This window comes from Kitasatospora sp. NPDC001660, from assembly GCF_053596725.1.
Genome location: NZ_JBSFGU010000012.1, coordinates 173,450 through 191,635 on the forward strand (window position 1 = coordinate 173,450; position 18,186 = coordinate 191,635).

Below are 18,186 nucleotides of genomic sequence, written 5' to 3' on the forward strand. Positions count from 1 at the left end.
GGAAGAAGTCGCAGCGGAAGCCGCGGAGAAAGCGGGCGGCCGCCCTGTCGGTGGTCGTCCCGAAGACACGAAGTACCGAGAGCAAGGAGCGAAATGATGGTGGCGGCATCGAGAGAAGACGAGCGGGTGCGCGAACCGGACCCGACGGTGGCCGGGATCGAGACGCCCACGGGCACGGATCCGGTGGCCGGTACCGGAGCCGGGCCGGACCTGCACGCGATGACACGGATCACCCTGCGGCCCATCGCCTCGCCGATGCCCCTGGGCTTCTTCACGGTGGCCATCTCCTCCGTCGTGACCAGCAGCCTGCAGCTCGGCGTGATCGACAGTGCGAACCGGCAGGCCGTGGCGCTCACGGTCTTCTCCGCCTTCGCGCTCCAACTACTGGTCAGCATCCTCGCGTTCGGCGCCCGTGACGTCATCGCGGCGACGCTGATGGGCGGATTCGCCGGCGCCTGGCTGGCCAACGGCCTGGTCACCTCGGCGGACGCCCACGGCGGGGCGCAGGTGCTCGGCGTGTTGAACCTGGCGTTCACGGTCTTCGCCGCGCTGATGGCATCGGTGGCCAAGCCGAAGAAGGTGCTGTGGCTGCTCCTGCTGATCGCCGTACCGCGCTACTTCGTCGCCGGCGTCTACGGCCTCTCGGGCGCGGCCTGGCTGGGCCGCACCGCCGGGGCACTCGGCATGCTCCTCGCGGCGGTCGCGATGTACGCCGCCTACGCCCTGATGCTGGAGGAGCTCCGAGGCAGGGAGGCCCTGTGGATCGGACGCAGCGGTCCCGTGCGGGACGCCATGCACGCGGGACTGGCCGATCAGCTGCACCGGCTGGAACGGCATGCGGGTGTGCGCCGGACCCTGTAGTCGGTGGCCCGGCCGACCGCCCGGATCCGACGGCGGGACGCGATTCGGCTGTGCTCGTACCCGAGGACCGGGTACGAGCACAGCCGAATCGCGTTTCGTCCACGGCCTGCGGGGTCCGCACCCCTGGAGTCGGTGGACGGCACGGAAGAGTGCCGGGCCCGCCGACGAACGGACCCGGCACCGAGCGGGCCGGGCCCGCCGACGAACGGTCCCGGCCCGCGCTCACGCCCCGGTCTCGGGGGTGACGACCAGGTGCTCGGCCAGGAACCAGACCTGGGTCTCGCCGGTGCGGATGATCTGGGAGACCAGGAGGTCCTGGGTACCGTCGTCGCCGAGCTCCGCCGTGCGGGTGGCGGCGTCGCGGACGTCGGCGAGGATGGTCTCGTGGGCGTCGAGCAGGCGCGAGAGCATCGAGTGCACGTCCTCCGCGCCGTCCGGCGGGCGCGGCACCCCGGTGATCAGCGCGGCGTGCCGGGGATCGCCCACGGCGACGCCACCGAGCGTCTGCACCCGCTCGGCAAGCGCGTCGACCAACTCCAACTGCTCCTGGGCGTGCTTGTCGAAGAGCAGGTGCAGCTGGTAGGCGGTCGGCCCGCGCATGCCCCAGTGGCACTTCTTGTACAGCGAGTACAGGAACTGGGTGTCCGCGAGGACGCGGTTGAGCCTCTGGCACGAGTACTGCCGGACGTCGTGGGAGAGCGCGATCGGCAACTGAGTGACGCTGCCGAACTCCTGGATCTCCGCGCCGTGTTGGTGGAGGTGCGGCTGGCTGTTCATGGTGCTCCCGGGAATGGCTGGGCTGTTCGGGGATCAGGCTAGGAACGCGCGGGCCCCCGGCCTGTTCCGACGGCGCACCGCCTGCGTTCCTTCCGTGCACCCGCGCGGGAGTCGGGCCCGGGTGAGTCGCCGGGCAACCGGAGCACTCTCGGGCGACACCGGGTGCTCTCCGAGGCAACCAGCCGACGACAGCCGCCCCTAGCGTGAGCCCCATCGCAGCCACCCGCTGACCGAGAGATAGGAAGAACCATGCCGTTCATCACCGTTGGCCAGGAGAACTCCGCCTCCATCGACCTCTACTACGAGGACCACGGCACCGGGCAGCCGGTCGTCCTGATCCACGGATTCCCGCTGAGCGGACACTCCTGGGAGCGGCAGAGCGCCGAGCTGCTGGCCGCCGGCTACCGGGTCATCACGTACGACCGGCGCGGCTTCGGTCAGTCCTCGCAGCCGACCACCGGCTACGACTACGACACCTTCGCCGCGGACCTCAACACCGTGCTGGAGACCCTCGACCTGCGGGACGCCGTGCTGGTCGGCTTCTCGATGGGCACCGGCGAGGTCGCCCGGTACGTGTCCACCTACGGTTCGGCCCGGATCGCCAAGGTCGCCTTCCTGGCCTCCCTGGAGCCGTTCCTGCTCAAGACCGACGACAACCCGGACGGCGTCGCCCCGAAGAGCTTCTTCGACGGCATCGTCGCCGCCGTGAAGGCCGACCGGTACGCCTACTACACCGCCTTCTACCAGGACTTCTACAACCTGGACGAGAACCTCGGCAGCCGGATCAGCGAGGAGGCCGTCCGCAACAGCTGGGACGTCGCCGCGAGCGGCGGTTCCTTCGCCGCCTCGGCCGCCCCGACCACCTGGTACACGGACTTCCGCGCGGACATCCCGCGCATCGACGTCCCCACCCTGATCCTGCACGGCACCGGCGACCGCATCCTGCCGGTGGAGAACACGGCCCGGCCGTTCCACCGGGCGCTGCCGTCCGCCGAGTACGTGGAGATCGAGGGCGCGCCGCACGGCCTGCTCTGGACCCACGCCGAGGAGGTCAACACCGCGCTGCTCGCCTTCCTCGCGAAGTGACCCGGGCGGCCGCCCTCCCCCGACGGCGGCCGTCCGCCCCGCCGTCGGTACCGCGGGCGCCGGCCCCGGGCCCAGCCGACGACCGCGGTACCGACCACTGACCCGCGCCCGGCGCCCGCCCGTTCCCCGCGGGCGCCGGGCGCGCACCATGACCAGGAGGTCCCCGTGAAGCTTCGATCCGCCCGACGCGTGGTCGCGTTGGTGGCGGCGGTCGCCGCACTGGCGGCGGTCCCCACCGCCTCGGCCACCCAGGGCAGCCCGGCGAAGCCGCCGGGCGCGCACCGGCCCTTCGCCGTCGGCCCGCAGTACGACACCACTCACGTGTACGTGTCGCCGGGCGCCGAGCAGGCCTTCGTGGCCAGTTGGACGTCCACCTTCGGCGGCACCACGATCGGCCCGGTCTCCACCCAGGTGACCCCGACACCCAGCCGGACGCTGTCCGAACTGATCGTCTCGCCGGTCGGCACGCTCTCGGTGTTCGACTACACCACGCCCGTGCCGTACCCGTTCGGAACCGAGCGCACCGGCTGGCTGGTGACCGACCTCGACCAGGCGGTCCGGGCCGCCCGCGCCGACGGCGCGGCCGTGACCGTGGCGCCGTTCGCCGACCCGATCGGCCGGGACGCCGTCGTCCAGTTCCCCGGCGGGGTCAACGCCCAGCTGTACGTCCACACCACCGCGCCGTCGTACCCCGCCCCGGTCAGCGTGCCGGAGAACCGGCTCTACCTGTCGCCGGACTCCGTGGGCGCTTTCCTGGACAGCTACCTCGCCTTCACCCAGGGCCGCGTCGTCTCCGACGAGCGGCGGGCCGACGGCGCCGCCATCGGCCTGCCCGGGACGACGTACCGGCTGATCCGGCTCACCTCCGGCTTCGGCGCCACCGTCGTCGCGGTGACGGACGGCCACCTGCCGCACCCGTTCGGTCTGGAGACCACCGGCTACGGCGTGCCGGACCTCGGCGCGACCCTGGACCGGGCCAGGGCGGCCGGCGCCACCGTGCTGTCGGGGCCGGTCCGCGCGGGCGGCCGGGAGAGCGCGATGGTCCGATTCCCGGGCGGCTACGTCGCGGAGATCCACGCCGGCCGCTGACCTCCGGACCGTGCCAGGCGCTGCACCGCCCGTCCTCACCAGGACCGGCGGTGCAGCGCCATGTGCACGGTGCCGACGATCTGTGACAACGCGGCCCGGGCGGCGCCCGCTGGGCAGCACGCGCCGAGCAGCGGCACCCGCGGAGCGTGTCCTCACCCGCCCCCCCGCAACGGCCGTTCCGCCGTTCATCGGGTGCGGTTCCTCCGCCCCGGAGACACTTCGGCCGGGCCTCGGGGGTACGGCGACCGGTCGGATGGCACCGGGTGGAGGGATCAGGAGGCGGGGTGGATTCCCTCGGTCCGGGTGGCGTATGCCTGCCACTCACGGGGCGAGACGCCGAAGGCGTCGCGGAACGCCCGGCTGAAGTGGGAGTGGCTGACGAAGCCCCAGCGATGCGCGACGGCGGACACACTGGCCTGCCGACGGGACGGGCGCCCCAGCTCCCGACGGCAGGCGTCCAGCCGACGCCGTCGCACCCACTGGCCCACGGTCATCCCGTCCTGCTGGAAGAGCTTGTGGAGGTAGCGCACCGAGATGTGCTGCGAGCGGGCGATCGATCTGGGCGAGAGGTTCGGGTCGGCGAGGTTCTGCTCGATGTGGACGCGGATCCGGGACAGCAACTCGGTCGCGCCGTTCGGGTGTTCCGGGTCCTCCCGGTCGAGCAGCTCGGTCACCAGGATGGCGACGATGTCGGAGGCACTGAGCGCGAGGTGGTGGCCTGGCCGGGCCCGGTGAGCCCGCGCCTGGGTGGCCAGGGTGTGGAGGAACTGGAAGGCGAGCGAGCCGATCCCCTCGTTCCCCCGCGCCATCAGCCCGCCCGCGCGCCGGACATCGCCCTGCCGGACGCCCAGGTAGAAGCAGGGGACGCGGAAGCGGACCATCCGGCACTCGGAGTCCTGCAACAGGCCCGCCGGGTGCGGGGTGGCGCTGATCAGCAGGTCCCCCGGGGCCAGCGCGGTGCTGGCACCGCCGCGTCGAACGGAGGCCGCACCGTGGACGTGCAGGGCGACGTAGAGGCAGTCCTCGGGATCGGTTCCGGGCGGCGGGGAGAGGATGTCGATGCAGCCGTTGCCCCCGCCGCGGGCGGCCTGGTCGAGCAGGCGGGTTTCGGCTTCGGGCGCGGGGGTTTCGAGCATGGGCGAGGGACCCGACTGGTTCACGGGGGACTCCGACCGGTTGGAAGTGGTGCTGTGCGGATGCCGGCGAGGGCGGCTCGCGGCACGGCGGGGCGGCGGCGCCGGCAACGGGGCGCTCAGGAGGGGAAGTTCTTCTGACGCCATTCATACAAGGAGCGGAACGACTGGACAAACATTCAACAAACGGAGGTTCCGGCGGCTGCGCCCGACCCGGACGGCGCTCATCCCGAGTGGCGTCCACTCCTCGGAGAAGGCCTTGACGGCACCTCGGCTGGGAGACCAAAGAGCTTGCGGGGCAGCGAAGTTCGGCCACCGGCACCGGAGCGACGACGGTCGGTGAGACCGCCTGACCGCACCGTTCCCCGACAACGTGCAGGCTCCGACGAACCCGCTTTCCGGCCGGCCCGGCGGCCGGGAAGGTGCACGGGCCGTCACGTCGCCGTGCACCACCGGAACATCCCCGCCGACCCCCTTCCCTAGCCTGAACGGCGGATCCGCCGCCCCCGTGTCCACGGCAGTTCCCGGGGCCGGGGCGGGACCACTGCGCCGCCCCGCTCAACCCCACCCCACCTCTCGCATACCGGCGCCGGCACCCGTCCCGACAACGACCCCGATACCGACCCAGGAGAATCCATGCCTGCCCACCAGTCGCTGCCCAGCTCCTCCCGGCCCCGCCGGGAGGCCGCCCGCACCGAGATCCTCCTCGACGCCCGACTCGTCCTGGGCGAGCACGAGTCCCTCGACGTCCGCGTGCGCCTGGGCTACCGCAGCGACGACCCGATCGCCGTCGCGCTCGAGTTCCTCGGGCCGGCCGCCGAGGCGGGCGTCTGGCAGTTCTCCCGCGACCTCCTCTGGGAGGGACTGCAGCGGCCGGCCGGCCACGGCGACGTCCGGATCTGGCCCCCCTGCACCTGCCACGGCCGGGCGGCCCTGCGCGTCATGCTCCGCAACCGCGACGAGGTCGTCCTGATCGACCTCCCGTCCCGTCAGGTGCGCCGCTGGCTCCGCCGGGAGACCTTCGCCCTCGTCCCCCCGGGTGCCGAAGCCGACGCGATCGACTGGGACGCCGTGCTGCCCGGCCACACTGGCTGAGGGTCCCGCTGCCGCCACCTGCGGTGCAGCGGCCGAACACCCACCGCGTACCCTCGGGAAGCCGGGAACAGTGGCACGGCCGGACCCCGGCTCCGGTCGGCGTGGGCGGACGGGAAGAAGCTCGAATGGCAGGGTCAGGCGCTCCGCTGTCCCATCGCGGTCTGCGCGGCCGGGAGGCCGAACTCGCACAGCTCCAGGCGCTGATCACCTCGGTGGCCGGCACCGGGAGTGGCGCACTGGCCCTGATCCAGGGGGAACCGGGCATCGGCAAGACCACCCTGCTCGCCGAGGCCGTCTCCCGGGCCGCCGCGGCGGGGTTCTCCGTGGGCCTCGGCAAGGCCGATGAACTGCACCACATCGTGCCGTTCTCGTCGTTGGCGGCCAGCGTCCTGCACGGCGACCGGCCGCTGCTGTCCGGCGACGACCTCGCCGATCTCGCCCGCAACCACGACCAGCGGATCTGGCTCGTGGAGCGCCTGGCGGAGGCGATCGAGGCCCGGGCCACCGACGCGCCGGTGCTGATCGGCCTGGACGACGTGCAGTGGGCCGACGCGCTGAGCCGGTTCGCCCTGCAGCAGCTGCCGACCCGTCTGCGGACCTCGCCGGTCCTGTGGATGCTGACCGGGCGCCGCGAGCCCGCGGGCCCGGCGGAGGAGATCGTGGCGGCCGCCGCCGGCAACCTTCCGACGGTCACGGTGTCCCTGGGCCCGCTGTCCGGCGCGGCCATCGGTCAACTGGCAGACGACACGCTCGGGCCGGCGGTCGACACGTGGGTGCGGGACCTGCTCGACGGCGCCGGCGGGAACCCGTTCCTGGCGGTCGAGATGCTGGCCGGACTGCGGGCCGCCGACGCCTCGCAGGACGTCATGCCCTCGCGGCTCGTGGTCGGCGTGCGCGGCAGGCTCCGGTCCCTGCAGCCCGGCACGCTGCGTTTCCTCCAGATGGGCGCGGTGCTGGGCCGCCGGTTCGGCTTCGACGACGCCGCCGCGCTCTGCGACCGCCCGGCCGCCGTCCTGCTCCCGGCGCTCGAGGAAGCGGTGCGCGCCGGGCTCCTGGACGACGACGGCGACCAGCTGGTCTTCCGGCACGATCTGCTGCGCCAGGCGGTCTACGCCGACATCCCGCCGTCGGCCCGGAAGGCCCTGCACCGCGAGGCCGCCCGCCGCCTGGTCACCGCGGGCCGGCAGCCGGCCGACGCCGTGCCGCACATCCTCCGGGGCGCCGTGCCCGGGGACGAGGAGGCCGTGGCACTGCTGCGGCGAGCGGCCGACGACGTGCTGGCGGTCACCCCCGGCCCGGCCGCCGACCTGATGCTACGAGCCCTCGAACTGGCTCCGCCGACAGGGAAGTTGAAGTTCGATGTGGGCGAGCAGACGATCCTCTGCCTGACCCGGGCCGGCCGCGACCGCGAGGCGCTGGAGATCGGCGACCGGCTGTTGGCGACCCGGCCGCCGCTCATGACCTTCGGCCGGCTCCAGTCCGCCCTGGGCGGGGCCCTGTGGGCCATGGACCTCGCCGACGAACTGCGCCGCCGGGCCGAGGCCGCGCTCGCCGCGGGCGGCTCCGCCCCGGAGATCTGCGCCCGGCTGGCCGCCCTGCGCGCCCTGGCCCTGTCCCGGGGCCCTGAACTGGCCACGGCGAGGGAGGCCGGCGAGACCGCGCTGCGGACCGCCACCGCGATCGGCGACCGGGAGGCCCATGTGCTGGCCCTGTCGGGGCTGGGCGAGATCGCGCTGAACGCGGGGGAGAACGCGATCGCGCTGGAGCGCTTCGCCGCGCTGAGCGCCATCGACTCCGCCTTCCTCCCCGAGGAGGTCGTCGCGCACGTGCATGTGGACGACTTCGCCTCCGGTGAGCGCCTGCTCCTCCGGGCGGCGGACCGGGGCGGTGCGGTGCGTCAGGCCATGCTGCTGTGGGCCCAGGGCCAGCACGACCTGGGGCTGGGCCGACTCGACGACGCCGAGGCCGACTTCGTGACCATGGAGCGCCTGGAGGACGAGGTGGGGGTGCCCGTCCAGCAGGTGAACGGCCGGGTGATCCGCTCCCGGATCGCCCTGCTGCGCGGCGACCGCGAGGCGGCCCGGGAGCACCTGCTCGCCGCCCGGGAACAACTCGCCGTCAAACCGAACCCCGGTAACACGGCCGCGGTGCGCTTCCTGGAGGCCGTCCACGCCGAGGCCGACGGGGACGTCGCACTCGCCGTCGACCAGATCCGCCGGGTTCAGCAGCAGGGGCCCTTCATGCGGTGGCGCCTGCTGCGCGACTGGGTCGACGCCGCGGTCCGGATGTCCCTGCGCGGCGGGGAGCGGCAGCTCGCCGAAGACCTGGCCGCGCAGGCCGAGGCCCACGCCGGACGCAACCCGTCCGTGCCGACCGCCACCGGCATCGCGGTGCAGGCCCGTGGGCTCGTACGGAACGACCCCGCCGTGCTCGAACAGGCCGTGGACCTGCTCGGGGCGAGCCCCCGCCCGCTGACCCGGGCCGCCGCCCACGCCGATCTCGGCCGGGCCCTCCTGGCCGCGGGGCGGCGAAGCCAGGCGGTGGCCGCGCTGGCGCACGCGCGGGACGCGTTCGCCGAGTCGGGCGCCCACGCCGCGACGGCACAGGTCCAGCGCGTCCTGGCGGGCGCCGGGGCCGACACCCGCCGGACGGCTGCCGTACAGCGCCCCGTCCAGGGCTGGGGTGCCCTCACGGCCTCGGAGGAGAAGGTCGCGCGTCTCGTCGCCCAGGGCCACACCAACCGGTCGGCCGCCGACGTGCTGGTGGTGTCCCCGCACACCGTCAACACCCATCTGACGTCCGTGTTCCGCAAGCTGTCGATCGGCTCCCGGGTCCAGCTCGCCAACCTGGTCGCCTCCCTCCCCGCGGCCTGAGGAGCATCGGGCGGGTCACGGACAGCCGAGGCGGCCCATCGGCGGGCGCCGGTGGGCCGCCCTTGTCCCGTTTCAGGACCTGCCGTGCATGATGCCGCCGTTGGCCTCGATGAAGCCGATGTAGTAGAGCACGGCCGCGATGGTGGTCACGTTGTGGCCCATGACATCGACGCTCTGGCCGGACGGGTTGGCGCGCGCGTTGCGGATGAACCGGCTGATGGCCCCCCACTGGTTCTCCACGTTGGCGGCCAGGATGGTGCCGCGCCTCGGGTCGGGGTCGACGTAGTTCAGCGGTCGGTTCCGGTTGGGGTCCTGGATGTTGCCCCGGACGACGTCGAAGACCACGCCGAAGCGCGCCGCCTCGGAGAAGATCTGGGTCGCCATCAGCACGGCGCGCCCCGTCGCGTCGTTGTACGTCGTCGCGCGGCCGAGGGTGCGCATGGCGTTGTAGATGTTCCCGGGGTTCGGGGCGAGGGTTCCCCGGTTGTTGCCGCCCGGGATGTCCGCGTAGTTGCCGCTGGCGATCCGGCGGTTCGCGGGCACCGTCACACCCAGCGCGCTCTGGAACTCGTTGATCCGGTCCTGGAACGCCCAGTGGGTGTTGCTCTGCGGGGCGTAGAAGCCCGCGACGTAGAGGTCGTTCGCCCAGAGGTAGACGGAGGCGAGGTGGGTGTTGTTGGTGTCCAGGACGCGCACCTGGACCAGCCGGCCGCGTTCGGTGGTGGTCTCGGTGACGTTGTTGACACCGGTCACGTCACCGTAGGTGTGCCGGTGGATCGCGTCGATCAGGTTCCAGTAGTTCTGGTGGTGGGTGTTCCCGCCTGCGGTGATGTTCGAGATGTTCCAGTCGATCACCTGGTAGTTGGTCGCGGACGCGGTGCCGCTGAGGGCCGTCACCAGGCCCACGGAGACGGCCAGGGTCAGCAGGGCGGAGCAGAGTCGTTTCAGCACGGTCTTCTCGGTGTCTCCGAAGTGATGGTCGGTCAGGTCGGTTTCAACCCGAGGCTAGGAGCCGCCCTGCCGCGGGAGTTGGCCGACCGCGCATCGCCGTGTGCCCGAGAGCGCACAGGCCGTCCCGGCCGTCGCCCGACACCGGCGGGCAGCTCGCGCCCGGCCGCCGGACGGTCCGCCGGAGCTCGCCACACCTCCTTGGTACGTTCACGCGATGCCCCGCCACGGCCGGCCCGCTTGGCTGGGACTCCGCCCCGTCCCGCTCCGCCGCCCAGTCGAAGGCCACCGGCATGCACAGACCCACCCCCGTTCCGCCGACCGTCGTGCTGGTCCACGGGGCGTTCACCGACGCCTCGTCCTGGTCGGAGGTCATCGGCCCGCTGCGCGCCGCCGGCGTGACGGTGTACGCCCCTGCGAACCCGTTGCGCGGCCTGGAGCGTGACGCCGCGTGCGTCCGGAGCCTGGTGCGCGGGCTCGGCACCCCCGTCGTCCTGGTCGGCCACGGCTACGGCGGCGCGGTGATCACCCAGGCGGCCGATGACGCCGACCAGGTGGTGGCCCTGTGCTACGTCGCCGCGTTCGGCCTCGACGCCGGCGAGTGCGTGCTGGACATCACCAACCGCTTCGCCCCCTCCCCGCTGGCCGACGCCACCGTCACCACGGCCCTCCCCTCCGACCCCGACAGCGAGGTGTACATCCGCGCGGAGCGGTTCCGGCAGCTGTACGCCGACGACCTGTCACCCGCGGCCGGGCAGGCGCTGGCCGCTGCACAGCGCCCGGTGGCCTGCGGCGCGCTGACCGACAGATCGGGCTCGCCGGCCTGGGCGGACAAGCCGTGCTGGTACGCCATCGCGACCGCCGACCGGATGCTCAACCCCGCTGCCCAGCGCTTCATGGCCCAACGCATGGCGGCCACCGAGTACGTGCTGGACGCCTCGCACGCCGTCCCGCTGTCGCGGCCCGAAGCCGTGGTGGCGATGATTCGGGAGGCCACCGGGCACGCCATGGGTACTCCGGGGGGTGTTTAATGTGCGTTCGAACGGAAGAGTCCGACTGGACCCCGACCCCCCCGACACCCGGCAAAGGCACCAGCATGATCTCACCGGCCAGATCGTCGGCTTGGCGGATCGCCGCCCTCCTGACCGGGTTCCTCCTCCTGGTGCCGGCCGCCACCGGGTGCGGTCACCGCACCGGTTCCGGGCCGGACGGGGGCGAGGTCACCGCCATCACCGCACTCGACTACTACACCGACCAAGCCGAACACGCCCAGTGGGGCGACCTGCTCTCCGCGTGCGGCCGAACGGTCGGGGTGCGGGTCGAGCAGACGAGCGTCCCGGGGGCGTCCCTGATCCCCAAGGTCCTGCAGCAGGCGTCCTCGCGGACCCTCCCCGACCTGCTGATGCTCGACAACCCCGACCTGCAGCAGATCGCCCGGACCGGCGCACTGACCCCGCTGGACGGCTACGGCATCGACGCCGACGGCTTCGCCCCGGGCATCGTGTCAGCGGGCACCTACCAGGACAAGCTGTACGGGCTGGCCCCCAACGTCAGCACCGTCGCCCTGATCTACAACAAGGACATGCTCGCCGAGGCCGGCGTCGCCGTCCCGAGGACCTGGGACGAACTGAAGGCGGCCGCAGCCGCGTTGACCCGTCCCGGACGCTACGGCATGGCGGTCGACGCGAACGCCACCTTCGAGGGCACCTGGCAGTTCCTGCCCTTCCTCTGGTCCAACGGCGGCGACGAACGGCAGTTGGACACCCCCCAGGCCGCGCAGGCGCTCCAGCTCTGGGTCGACCTGGTGAACAGCGGCTCCATGTCGAAGTCGGTGCTGAACTGGACCCAGGCCGACGTCCACGACCAGTTCGTCGCCGGGCGGACGGCCATGATGATCAACGGCCCCTGGCGCATCCCGGCTCTGGAGCAGGACGCGAACCTGCACTGGGGAGTGGCCCCCGTCCCCGTCCCCCGGCTGGGGCAGACCCCGGTCACCCCGCTCGGCGGCGAGGTGTGGACCGTCCCGCAGGGCCCTTCCAAAGCCCGGCAGGAGAAGGCCGCCCGGGTCCTCGCCTGCCTGAACTCCCCCTCGAACATGCTCACCCTGGCCCAGGAGCACCGCACCGTGCCCTCCCGCACCGCGGTGGCCGCCCAGCAGACCGAGCAGAACCCGCCGATGGCTGCCTTCGCCCAGAGCGTGACGGTGGCGCGCGCCCGTACCAGCGAGCTCGGCGTCGAGTGGCCCGAGGCGGCGACGGGGATATACACCGCGATCCAGTCCGCGCTGACGGGTGGGCAGACACCGGCGGAAGCCCTCAGCCATGCGCAGCAGACCGCGACCGGCCACTGACCCGTTGCCGGTTCGGCGCGGGGAGCCATGGGCACGGTGGCTGTTCATCGCGCCCGCCGCCGCGTACCTGCTGCTGTTCTTCGGCTACCCGGTCGTCGAGAACATCGCGATGAGTTTCCAGCGGTACACCGTCACGACCTTCTACACCGGTGACGCCCCGTTCGTGGGGCTGCGGAACTACGCGGCGGTCCTCTCGTCGAGCCGCTTCCCCCGAACCCTGCTGACCACGGCCGTGTTCACGGCCGGCTCGGTCCTGGGGCAGTTCGCCGTCGGCCTGGCCTTCGCCCTGTTCTTCCGGCGCCGCTTCCCGCTCGGCGGCGTGCTGCGATCGCTCCTGCTGGTGCCGTGGCTTCTGCCGCTGGTCGCCTCCGGAACCACCTGGAAGTGGATGCTCGACCCCGACACCGGAGTCGTCAACGCGGTGCTGCGCGGCCTCCACCTCACGTCGTCCGGCGTTCCCTGGCTCACCGGCACCTCCCAGTCGCTGCTGTCGGTGGTCCTGGTCAACATCTGGGTCGGCGTCCCCTTCAACACCGCGATCCTGTACGGCGGTCTGCAGGACATCCCCCCGCACCTGTACGAGGCGGCGAAGCTGGACGGCGCCGGCCCACTGGCCTCGTTCCGCCACATCACCTGGCCACTGCTGCGGCCGGCGGTCGGCGTGGTGCTCGTGCTGGGCGTGGTCTACACCGTCAAGGTGCTGGACGTCATCCTGGTGGTCACGGGCGGAGGGCCTGCCGGGGCCACCGAGACCATCGCCACCCAGTCCTACGAACTGTCTTTCCGGCAGTTCGACTTCGGGCGCGGCGCCGCCATGAGCAACCTGCTCATCGTCCTCTCGCTGGTGTTCGCAGTCCTCCACCTGCGCGCCGACCGACGCGCCCGGACCGTCTGAGAGGCGCTCCCGTGAAACGCCCACCCGGCCGCGGCGGTCCGCTGTCCACCCTCGTCGGGATCGTCCTGCTCGCGCTGATGCTGTTCCCCGTCTACTGGATGGTGAACGCCTCCCTCCAGCCGGCCGGCAACACCCTGCGCGGAGGATGGTTCCCGCTCCACCCGGACCTCAGCGGATACGCCACCGCGCTGCGCGACCAGGGGCGCAACCTCGTCACCAGCCTGGTGGTGGCCCTCGGCAGCGCGCTGCTGAGCCTGGCTCTCGCCGCACCGGCGGCCCACGCGCTGGCCCGATTCCGCCTGCGCGGCACCAAGGTCGTACTCCTCGGCATCCTGACCACCCAGGCGGTGCCGAGCATCGTGGTGGCCAACGCGCTCTACGGCGCCTACAACGACCTGGGGCTCCTGAACTCCCACCTCGGGCTGGTCCTCGCCGACTCCACCGCCGGCGTCCCCTTCGCGATCGTCGTCCTGCACTCGTTCATGCGGAGCATCCCCGAGGAGGTCATCGAGGCCGCGCGGATGGACGGCGCCGGCCGACTGCGCGTCTTCCGTTCCGTGGTGCTCCCGTTGAGCCGGAACGCACTGGTCACAGCCGGCGTCTTCACCTTCCTCCTCGCCTGGAGCGACTTCCTCTTCGCCCTCACCCTGACCACCACGGACACCGTCCGGCCGATCACCCTGGGCGTCTACCAGTACCTCGGCGCCCACACCAACCATTGGAACGCCGTCATGGCCACTGCCGTCCTGGCCTCCGTACCCGCCGCCGTCCTGCTCGTCGTCGCCCAGCGTCACGTCACCAGCGCCGCCACCGGTGCAGCCGTCAAGTGAGGCCCCCGATCTACTAGGTTCACGCGATGTCCCGCCCCGGGCCCGCTGGCATGGTGGTCCGGAAGGCACAGCGGTGGACGGGGCCACCGGTGGCCGACCGACCCGAGAGGAACCCGGTGCCCGCATCTCTCTCCACCGCGCGACTGTCCGCCTCCGACCGGGCGGAGAGCTGGCACGAGGCGGTGTCCCACGCCTTCGTGCCGATGGCCGTGGACCTCCTGGAGGAGGTGCCGTCGCCCGGGACGATCACCGGCCACCAACTCGGCCCGGTCCGGATACTGCGGGTCCAGGCGGGACCGCAGGTGGTGACGCGCACCCGGCGCATGATCGCCGACGACGACCCCCCGTCGCTGATCCTCAGCCTGCAGGAGCGCGGCACCGCGCTCAAGGAGCAGGACGGCAGGGAGTCGGTCATCCGACCGGGCGAGTTCTCCATCACCGACACCTCCCGGGTCTTCCGGAAGAAGATCGAAGAGGGTTTCGTCTTCACCTCCTTCCACTTCCCCCGCGCGGAGCTGGACGTCCCGGAACGGGATCTCCGAGCACTGACCGCCACCCCCTTCAGCGGCACCGAGGGAAGCGCCGCCCTGGTCGCCACCTACCTCTCCCGGATGGCGCGCGAGGCGCAGGTCCTGGACGAGGCCGTCGGCCGCCGGGCCGCAAGCACCGCACTCGACCTGCTGGCCCTACTGGTCGACGACCGCTCCGGCCGCTCCCGCCAACAGGCCCCGCGGAACGCGGCCTCCCTGGAACGGGTCAAGGACCACATCCTGCGCAACCTCCGCGACCCGGACCTCTGCCCGTCCACGATCGCGGAGGCCAACTTCATATCGGTCCGATTCCTCCACAAGCTCTTCCACCTCGAAAACACCACGGTCAGCAGCTGGATCCGCGCCCAACGCCTGGAACGCTGCAGCCGCGACCTCCTCCGCCCGGTCGCCGCGGAACTCGGCATAGCAGGCATCGCCCGCCGCTGGGGCTTCGCCAACTCCAGCCACTTCAGCCGGGCCTTCCGCGCCGCCTACGGCATGCCTCCCAGGGACTGGCAGATCAGCAGCAACCAGGCACGATGACCCTCCGCCACCCCGGCGGGCGCCCAGAACGGGCCTCCCGGTCGGCTGCGCGCTTTCCCGGACGGACCCGGCGGCGGCCATCGACCGCCCCGGCGATGTCGGGCCGCAGCGTTTCCAGGTCGATCACGGTCCTGATTCCGTGGTGCGGCACGTGCCATCCGTGCCCGGACATCGACGGCGGGGAAGCGCTCCTTCCTTGACCTGGGGTTATGTTACCTTCGGGCCGTAAGGCGAGGGTTGTTCTCAACCGAGTGAAGGTGTGTCGGGACACAGGTCCCAGGGGTGAAGTCATCCGCACCCGAGCGAGCCGGCGCTCTCGCGGTGGTGACTCCGGACGGGGACGTGTTGTACGGGCGCGATGGCGAACTGCGGTTCCTGTCCGACTTTCTCTCCCGCTGCTTCGACGGAGCCGGCGACGCCCTGCTGCTGCGTGGTGAGGCCGGCATCGGGAAGACCGCCCTCCTCGACGCAGCCCGGGAAGCCGCCCTCGCACATGGCGGCCGGGTCCTGTCGGCGCTCGGTGTGCAGTCCGAAGCCTCCGTTCCCTATGCCGGGCTGCACCAGCTGCTCGCGCCGGTCCTGCCCGACCACGCTCCGTCCCTCCTGGAGCCCCAGCGGCAGGCCCTGTACGCGGCCTTCGGCATGAACGACAGCGCCGCGCCCGGGATGTTCTCCGTCGGGCTGGCCTCACTGGAGCTGATCAGCAGCCTGGCCCACGAAGCCCCCGTCACCCTGCTGATCGACGACGTGCAGTGGATCGACCGGGCGAGCAGCGAGGTGCTCGCCTTCGTCGCCCGACGCCTCGAAGGCGACCGGGTCGCCCTGCTCACGGCCGTCCGCGAGGGCCACGAGAGCGTGCTGAACGACGCCGGCCTGGCCGAGATGCAGCTCCACCGGCTCGACGACGACGACGCGGCGGCGCTCCTGCAGGCACGCACGCCCGGGCTCGACCCTTCCCTCGGTCGACGGATCCTGGCCGAGGCCGCCGGCAATCCGCTGGCACTGGTCGAACTGCCGACGGCGCTGCGCGGGGACGGAAACGGCCCGCCGTCCCTGCTGCCCCTGGTGCCGACCACCCGCCGCCTGGAGCGGTCCTTCCTCGCACGCGCCTCGGAGCTGCCCGAGCTCACCCAGACCGTCCTGCTGGTCGCCGCCGCCGACGACGGCGGCGACCTCGCCGAGATCATCGAGACCGCGAAGGTCCTGGTCGGCGGCGACCTCTCGGTCGCCGCCCTGGAACCCGCCGTCGACGCGGGGCTACTCGAAATCCGTGGGCACGACGTGCACTTCCGCCACCCTCTGGTCCGCTCGGCCATCTACCATGCCGCCAGCCCGTCCCGCCGGCTGGGCGCGCACGCGGCACTGGCGAGGGCACTGGCCGGACAGCCCGAACGCAGGGCCTGGCACCGTGCGGCCGCGACCCCCGGGGCGGACGACGACGTGGCGCTCGACCTCGAACAAGCCGCCCTCAGAGCACTGACCCGAGGTGCCCCACGAGCCGCGGCCGAGGCGCTGCTACAGGCGGCCCTCCGCAGCCTCCCCCACACGCACAGGGGCCGGCTCCTACTGCGCACGGCAGAGATCAACTTCGAACTCGGCGAGGCCGCCACGGCACGCCAGCAGCTCGCCGAGGCACGGTCCGCGGAACTCCGGACCGAGGAGAGGCTTCGCCTCACCCTGTGGAGCGAAGTGCTGAACCACGAGAGCTGGCTCGGACCCGAGCGGGTGAGGGCGTTCGCCGACGTGGCGGACCAGCTGGCCGGTGCCGACAGCGCGGGCGCCGCACTCGCGCTCAACGCGCTGTGGCCCCTGTCCATCAGGTGCTGGCACGACAACCCGACGCAGGAGACCCGCGACCTCTTCGTCCAGGCGGCGCGGCGGCTGCAGCGGCACGACAGCGACCCGATGGCCCTGTCCGTCGCCGCCCTGGGCGACCCCGTCGGTGAAGCGGCCCGGATCATCGACACGACCGCCCGGATCGCTCCGGGGGTCGTGGACGACCCGGCCGAACAGCACGCCCTGGGCTCCTCGCTCACCGGGATCTGGGCGCTCGACCTGTCCTGGCCCTACCACGGTGCCGCCGTCGACGGCCTGCGCCGGCAGGGGCGCCTGGGACTGCTCGGCGAAGCCCTCGTGTGTCAGGCGTGGGCTGCGCTCCACCTCGGCAAGCACCGGCTGGCGCACACTGCGGCGGACGAGTCCCGGCGGCTCTCCCGCGACACCGGCCGACCCCTGTGGGCGTGCGCCGCCGACCTGGTCCTGGCCACCCTGGCGAGCGAACGCGGGGAGTCCGACACCGCGGACGAGCTCATCCGGACGGCCGAGGCGGAACTGCTCTCCGCCGGAGCGCACTCGATGCTCGGTTTCGCCCAGTTCGCCAAGGGGCGCCACGCCATGGCCAACAAGCTGTACAACGACGCCTACGAGCAGTTGACGCGGGTGCTGGATCCGGCCGACATCACCTACCACCCGGTCCTGGGCGTCTTCGGCGCCGCGGACCTCATCGAGGCCGCGGTCCGCACCGACCGCACCGACGAGGCGGCGCACCATCACGCCCGCCTCAGCGCGCTGGCCGAGAAGACGACCGCCCCGCTCCTGAGGGTCATGGCCACCTGCACCCGTCCCCTGGTCGTCGCCCCCGACCAGACGGAGGCCTCCTACCTGCGGGCCCTCGGCGACAGGCAGCTGGTCAACTGGCCGTTCCACCGAGCGCAGTTGCAGCTGTCCTACGGCCGGTGGCTGCGCCGCCAGCGCCGCATCCTGGAGGCCCGCCGGCCCCTGCGGGCAGCCGTGGAGAGCTTCGACGCGCTGGGTGCCACCGTGTTCGCCCGGGACGCGCGGTCCGAACTGCGCGCGGCGGGCGAAGCCGTCCGCAGGGCCACACCGTCCACCGCGGACAGCCTCACCCCGCAGGAACTGCAGATCGCCAGGATGGCGGCGACCGGGATCACCAACCGCGAGATCGGAACCCGCCTGTTCATCTCCCACCGCACGGTGGGCCAGCATCTGCGCCGCATTTTCCAGAAGCTGGACATCACCTCCCGCGGCCAGCTGCACCTGGCCGACCTCGGCGGCGAATAGCCCTTGCGCCCTCCCCGTCCGCCGACCCCCGGACGCGCCGCTCGGCCACGGACCGCTCGGCCACGCGAGGCTCGTCCCCGCGCGGCGGATGAGCA

The 18,186-nt window shown here is 72.5% G+C and carries 14 protein-coding genes; 11 read left to right on the forward strand and 3 right to left on the reverse strand.

What is annotated here, in order from left to right:
* Positions 1-96 precede the first annotated feature (96 nt).
* Positions 97-861: a GPR1/FUN34/YaaH family transporter gene (locus ACWCXH_RS16200; RefSeq protein WP_449802072.1), complete on the forward strand. Its 765-nt coding sequence runs from the start codon at positions 97-99 to the stop codon at positions 859-861.
* Between the two features lie 222 nt (positions 862-1,083).
* Here ACWCXH_RS16200 and ACWCXH_RS16205 read toward each other — a convergent pair whose 3' ends face one another.
* A complete protein-coding gene (locus ACWCXH_RS16205) occupies positions 1,084-1,638 on the reverse strand; it encodes a Dps family protein (RefSeq protein WP_449802073.1) in 555 nt (184 codons plus the stop codon).
* A gap of 249 nt (positions 1,639-1,887) precedes the next feature.
* Here ACWCXH_RS16205 and ACWCXH_RS16210 point away from each other — a divergent pair, with 249 nt between their 5' ends.
* Positions 1,888-2,724, forward strand: a complete 837-nt coding sequence (locus tag ACWCXH_RS16210; protein WP_449802074.1) for an alpha/beta fold hydrolase — start codon at positions 1,888-1,890, stop codon at positions 2,722-2,724.
* 165 nt (positions 2,725-2,889) lie between these two features.
* Positions 2,890-3,813, forward strand: coding sequence for a VOC family protein (locus ACWCXH_RS16215; RefSeq protein ID WP_449802075.1), 924 nt, complete (start codon positions 2,890-2,892; stop codon positions 3,811-3,813).
* Between the two features lie 272 nt (positions 3,814-4,085).
* On the opposite strand, the gene ACWCXH_RS16220 is transcribed toward ACWCXH_RS16215, so the two are convergent.
* Positions 4,086-4,973 (reverse strand): helix-turn-helix domain-containing protein, encoded by an 888-nt coding sequence (locus tag ACWCXH_RS16220; protein ID WP_449802076.1) that lies wholly within the window; start codon positions 4,971-4,973, stop codon positions 4,086-4,088.
* Positions 4,974-5,582: 609 nt separating this feature from the next.
* Here ACWCXH_RS16220 and ACWCXH_RS16225 point away from each other — a divergent pair.
* Positions 5,583-6,041, forward strand: a complete 459-nt coding sequence (locus tag ACWCXH_RS16225) for an SsgA family sporulation/cell division regulator (RefSeq protein ID WP_449802077.1) — start codon at positions 5,583-5,585, stop codon at positions 6,039-6,041.
* A gap of 125 nt (positions 6,042-6,166) precedes the next feature.
* Positions 6,167-8,914: a helix-turn-helix transcriptional regulator gene (locus ACWCXH_RS16230; RefSeq protein WP_449802078.1), complete on the forward strand. Its 2,748-nt coding sequence runs from the start codon at positions 6,167-6,169 to the stop codon at positions 8,912-8,914.
* 72 nt (positions 8,915-8,986) lie between these two features.
* On the opposite strand, the gene ACWCXH_RS16235 is transcribed toward ACWCXH_RS16230, so the two are convergent.
* The gene (locus ACWCXH_RS16235) at positions 8,987-9,865 is read right to left on the reverse strand and encodes a ribosome-inactivating family protein (RefSeq protein ID WP_449802079.1); all 879 of its coding nucleotides are present in this window, start codon (positions 9,863-9,865) and stop codon (positions 8,987-8,989) included.
* Between the two features lie 290 nt (positions 9,866-10,155).
* Between ACWCXH_RS16235 and ACWCXH_RS16240 the strand changes: the two genes are divergently transcribed.
* The 6 genes from ACWCXH_RS16240 (at position 10,156) to ACWCXH_RS16265 (ending at position 18,091) form a co-directional block, all read left to right on the forward strand.
* Complete coding sequence (locus ACWCXH_RS16240; protein ID WP_449802080.1) at positions 10,156-10,893, forward strand: alpha/beta fold hydrolase; 738 nt, start codon at positions 10,156-10,158, stop codon at positions 10,891-10,893.
* 65 nt (positions 10,894-10,958) lie between these two features.
* Entirely contained in the window at positions 10,959-12,212 is a 1,254-nt protein-coding gene (locus ACWCXH_RS16245; protein WP_449802081.1) for a sugar ABC transporter substrate-binding protein, read from the forward strand.
* Positions 12,184-13,107, forward strand: a complete 924-nt coding sequence (locus tag ACWCXH_RS16250; protein WP_449802082.1) for a carbohydrate ABC transporter permease — start codon at positions 12,184-12,186, stop codon at positions 13,105-13,107. Before ACWCXH_RS16245 ends, ACWCXH_RS16250 begins: the two co-directional genes overlap by 29 nt.
* An 11-nt stretch (positions 13,108-13,118) precedes the next feature.
* Complete coding sequence (locus tag ACWCXH_RS16255) at positions 13,119-13,937, forward strand: carbohydrate ABC transporter permease (RefSeq protein WP_449802083.1); 819 nt, start codon at positions 13,119-13,121, stop codon at positions 13,935-13,937.
* 116 nt (positions 13,938-14,053) lie between these two features.
* On the forward strand, positions 14,054-15,010 hold the full coding sequence (locus ACWCXH_RS16260; protein ID WP_449802084.1) for an AraC-like ligand-binding domain-containing protein: 957 nt from the start codon (positions 14,054-14,056) through the stop codon (positions 15,008-15,010).
* Positions 15,011-15,292: 282 nt separating this feature from the next.
* Complete coding sequence (locus ACWCXH_RS16265) at positions 15,293-18,091, forward strand: helix-turn-helix transcriptional regulator (protein WP_449802085.1); 2,799 nt, start codon at positions 15,293-15,295, stop codon at positions 18,089-18,091.
* Positions 18,092-18,186 lie beyond the last annotated feature (95 nt).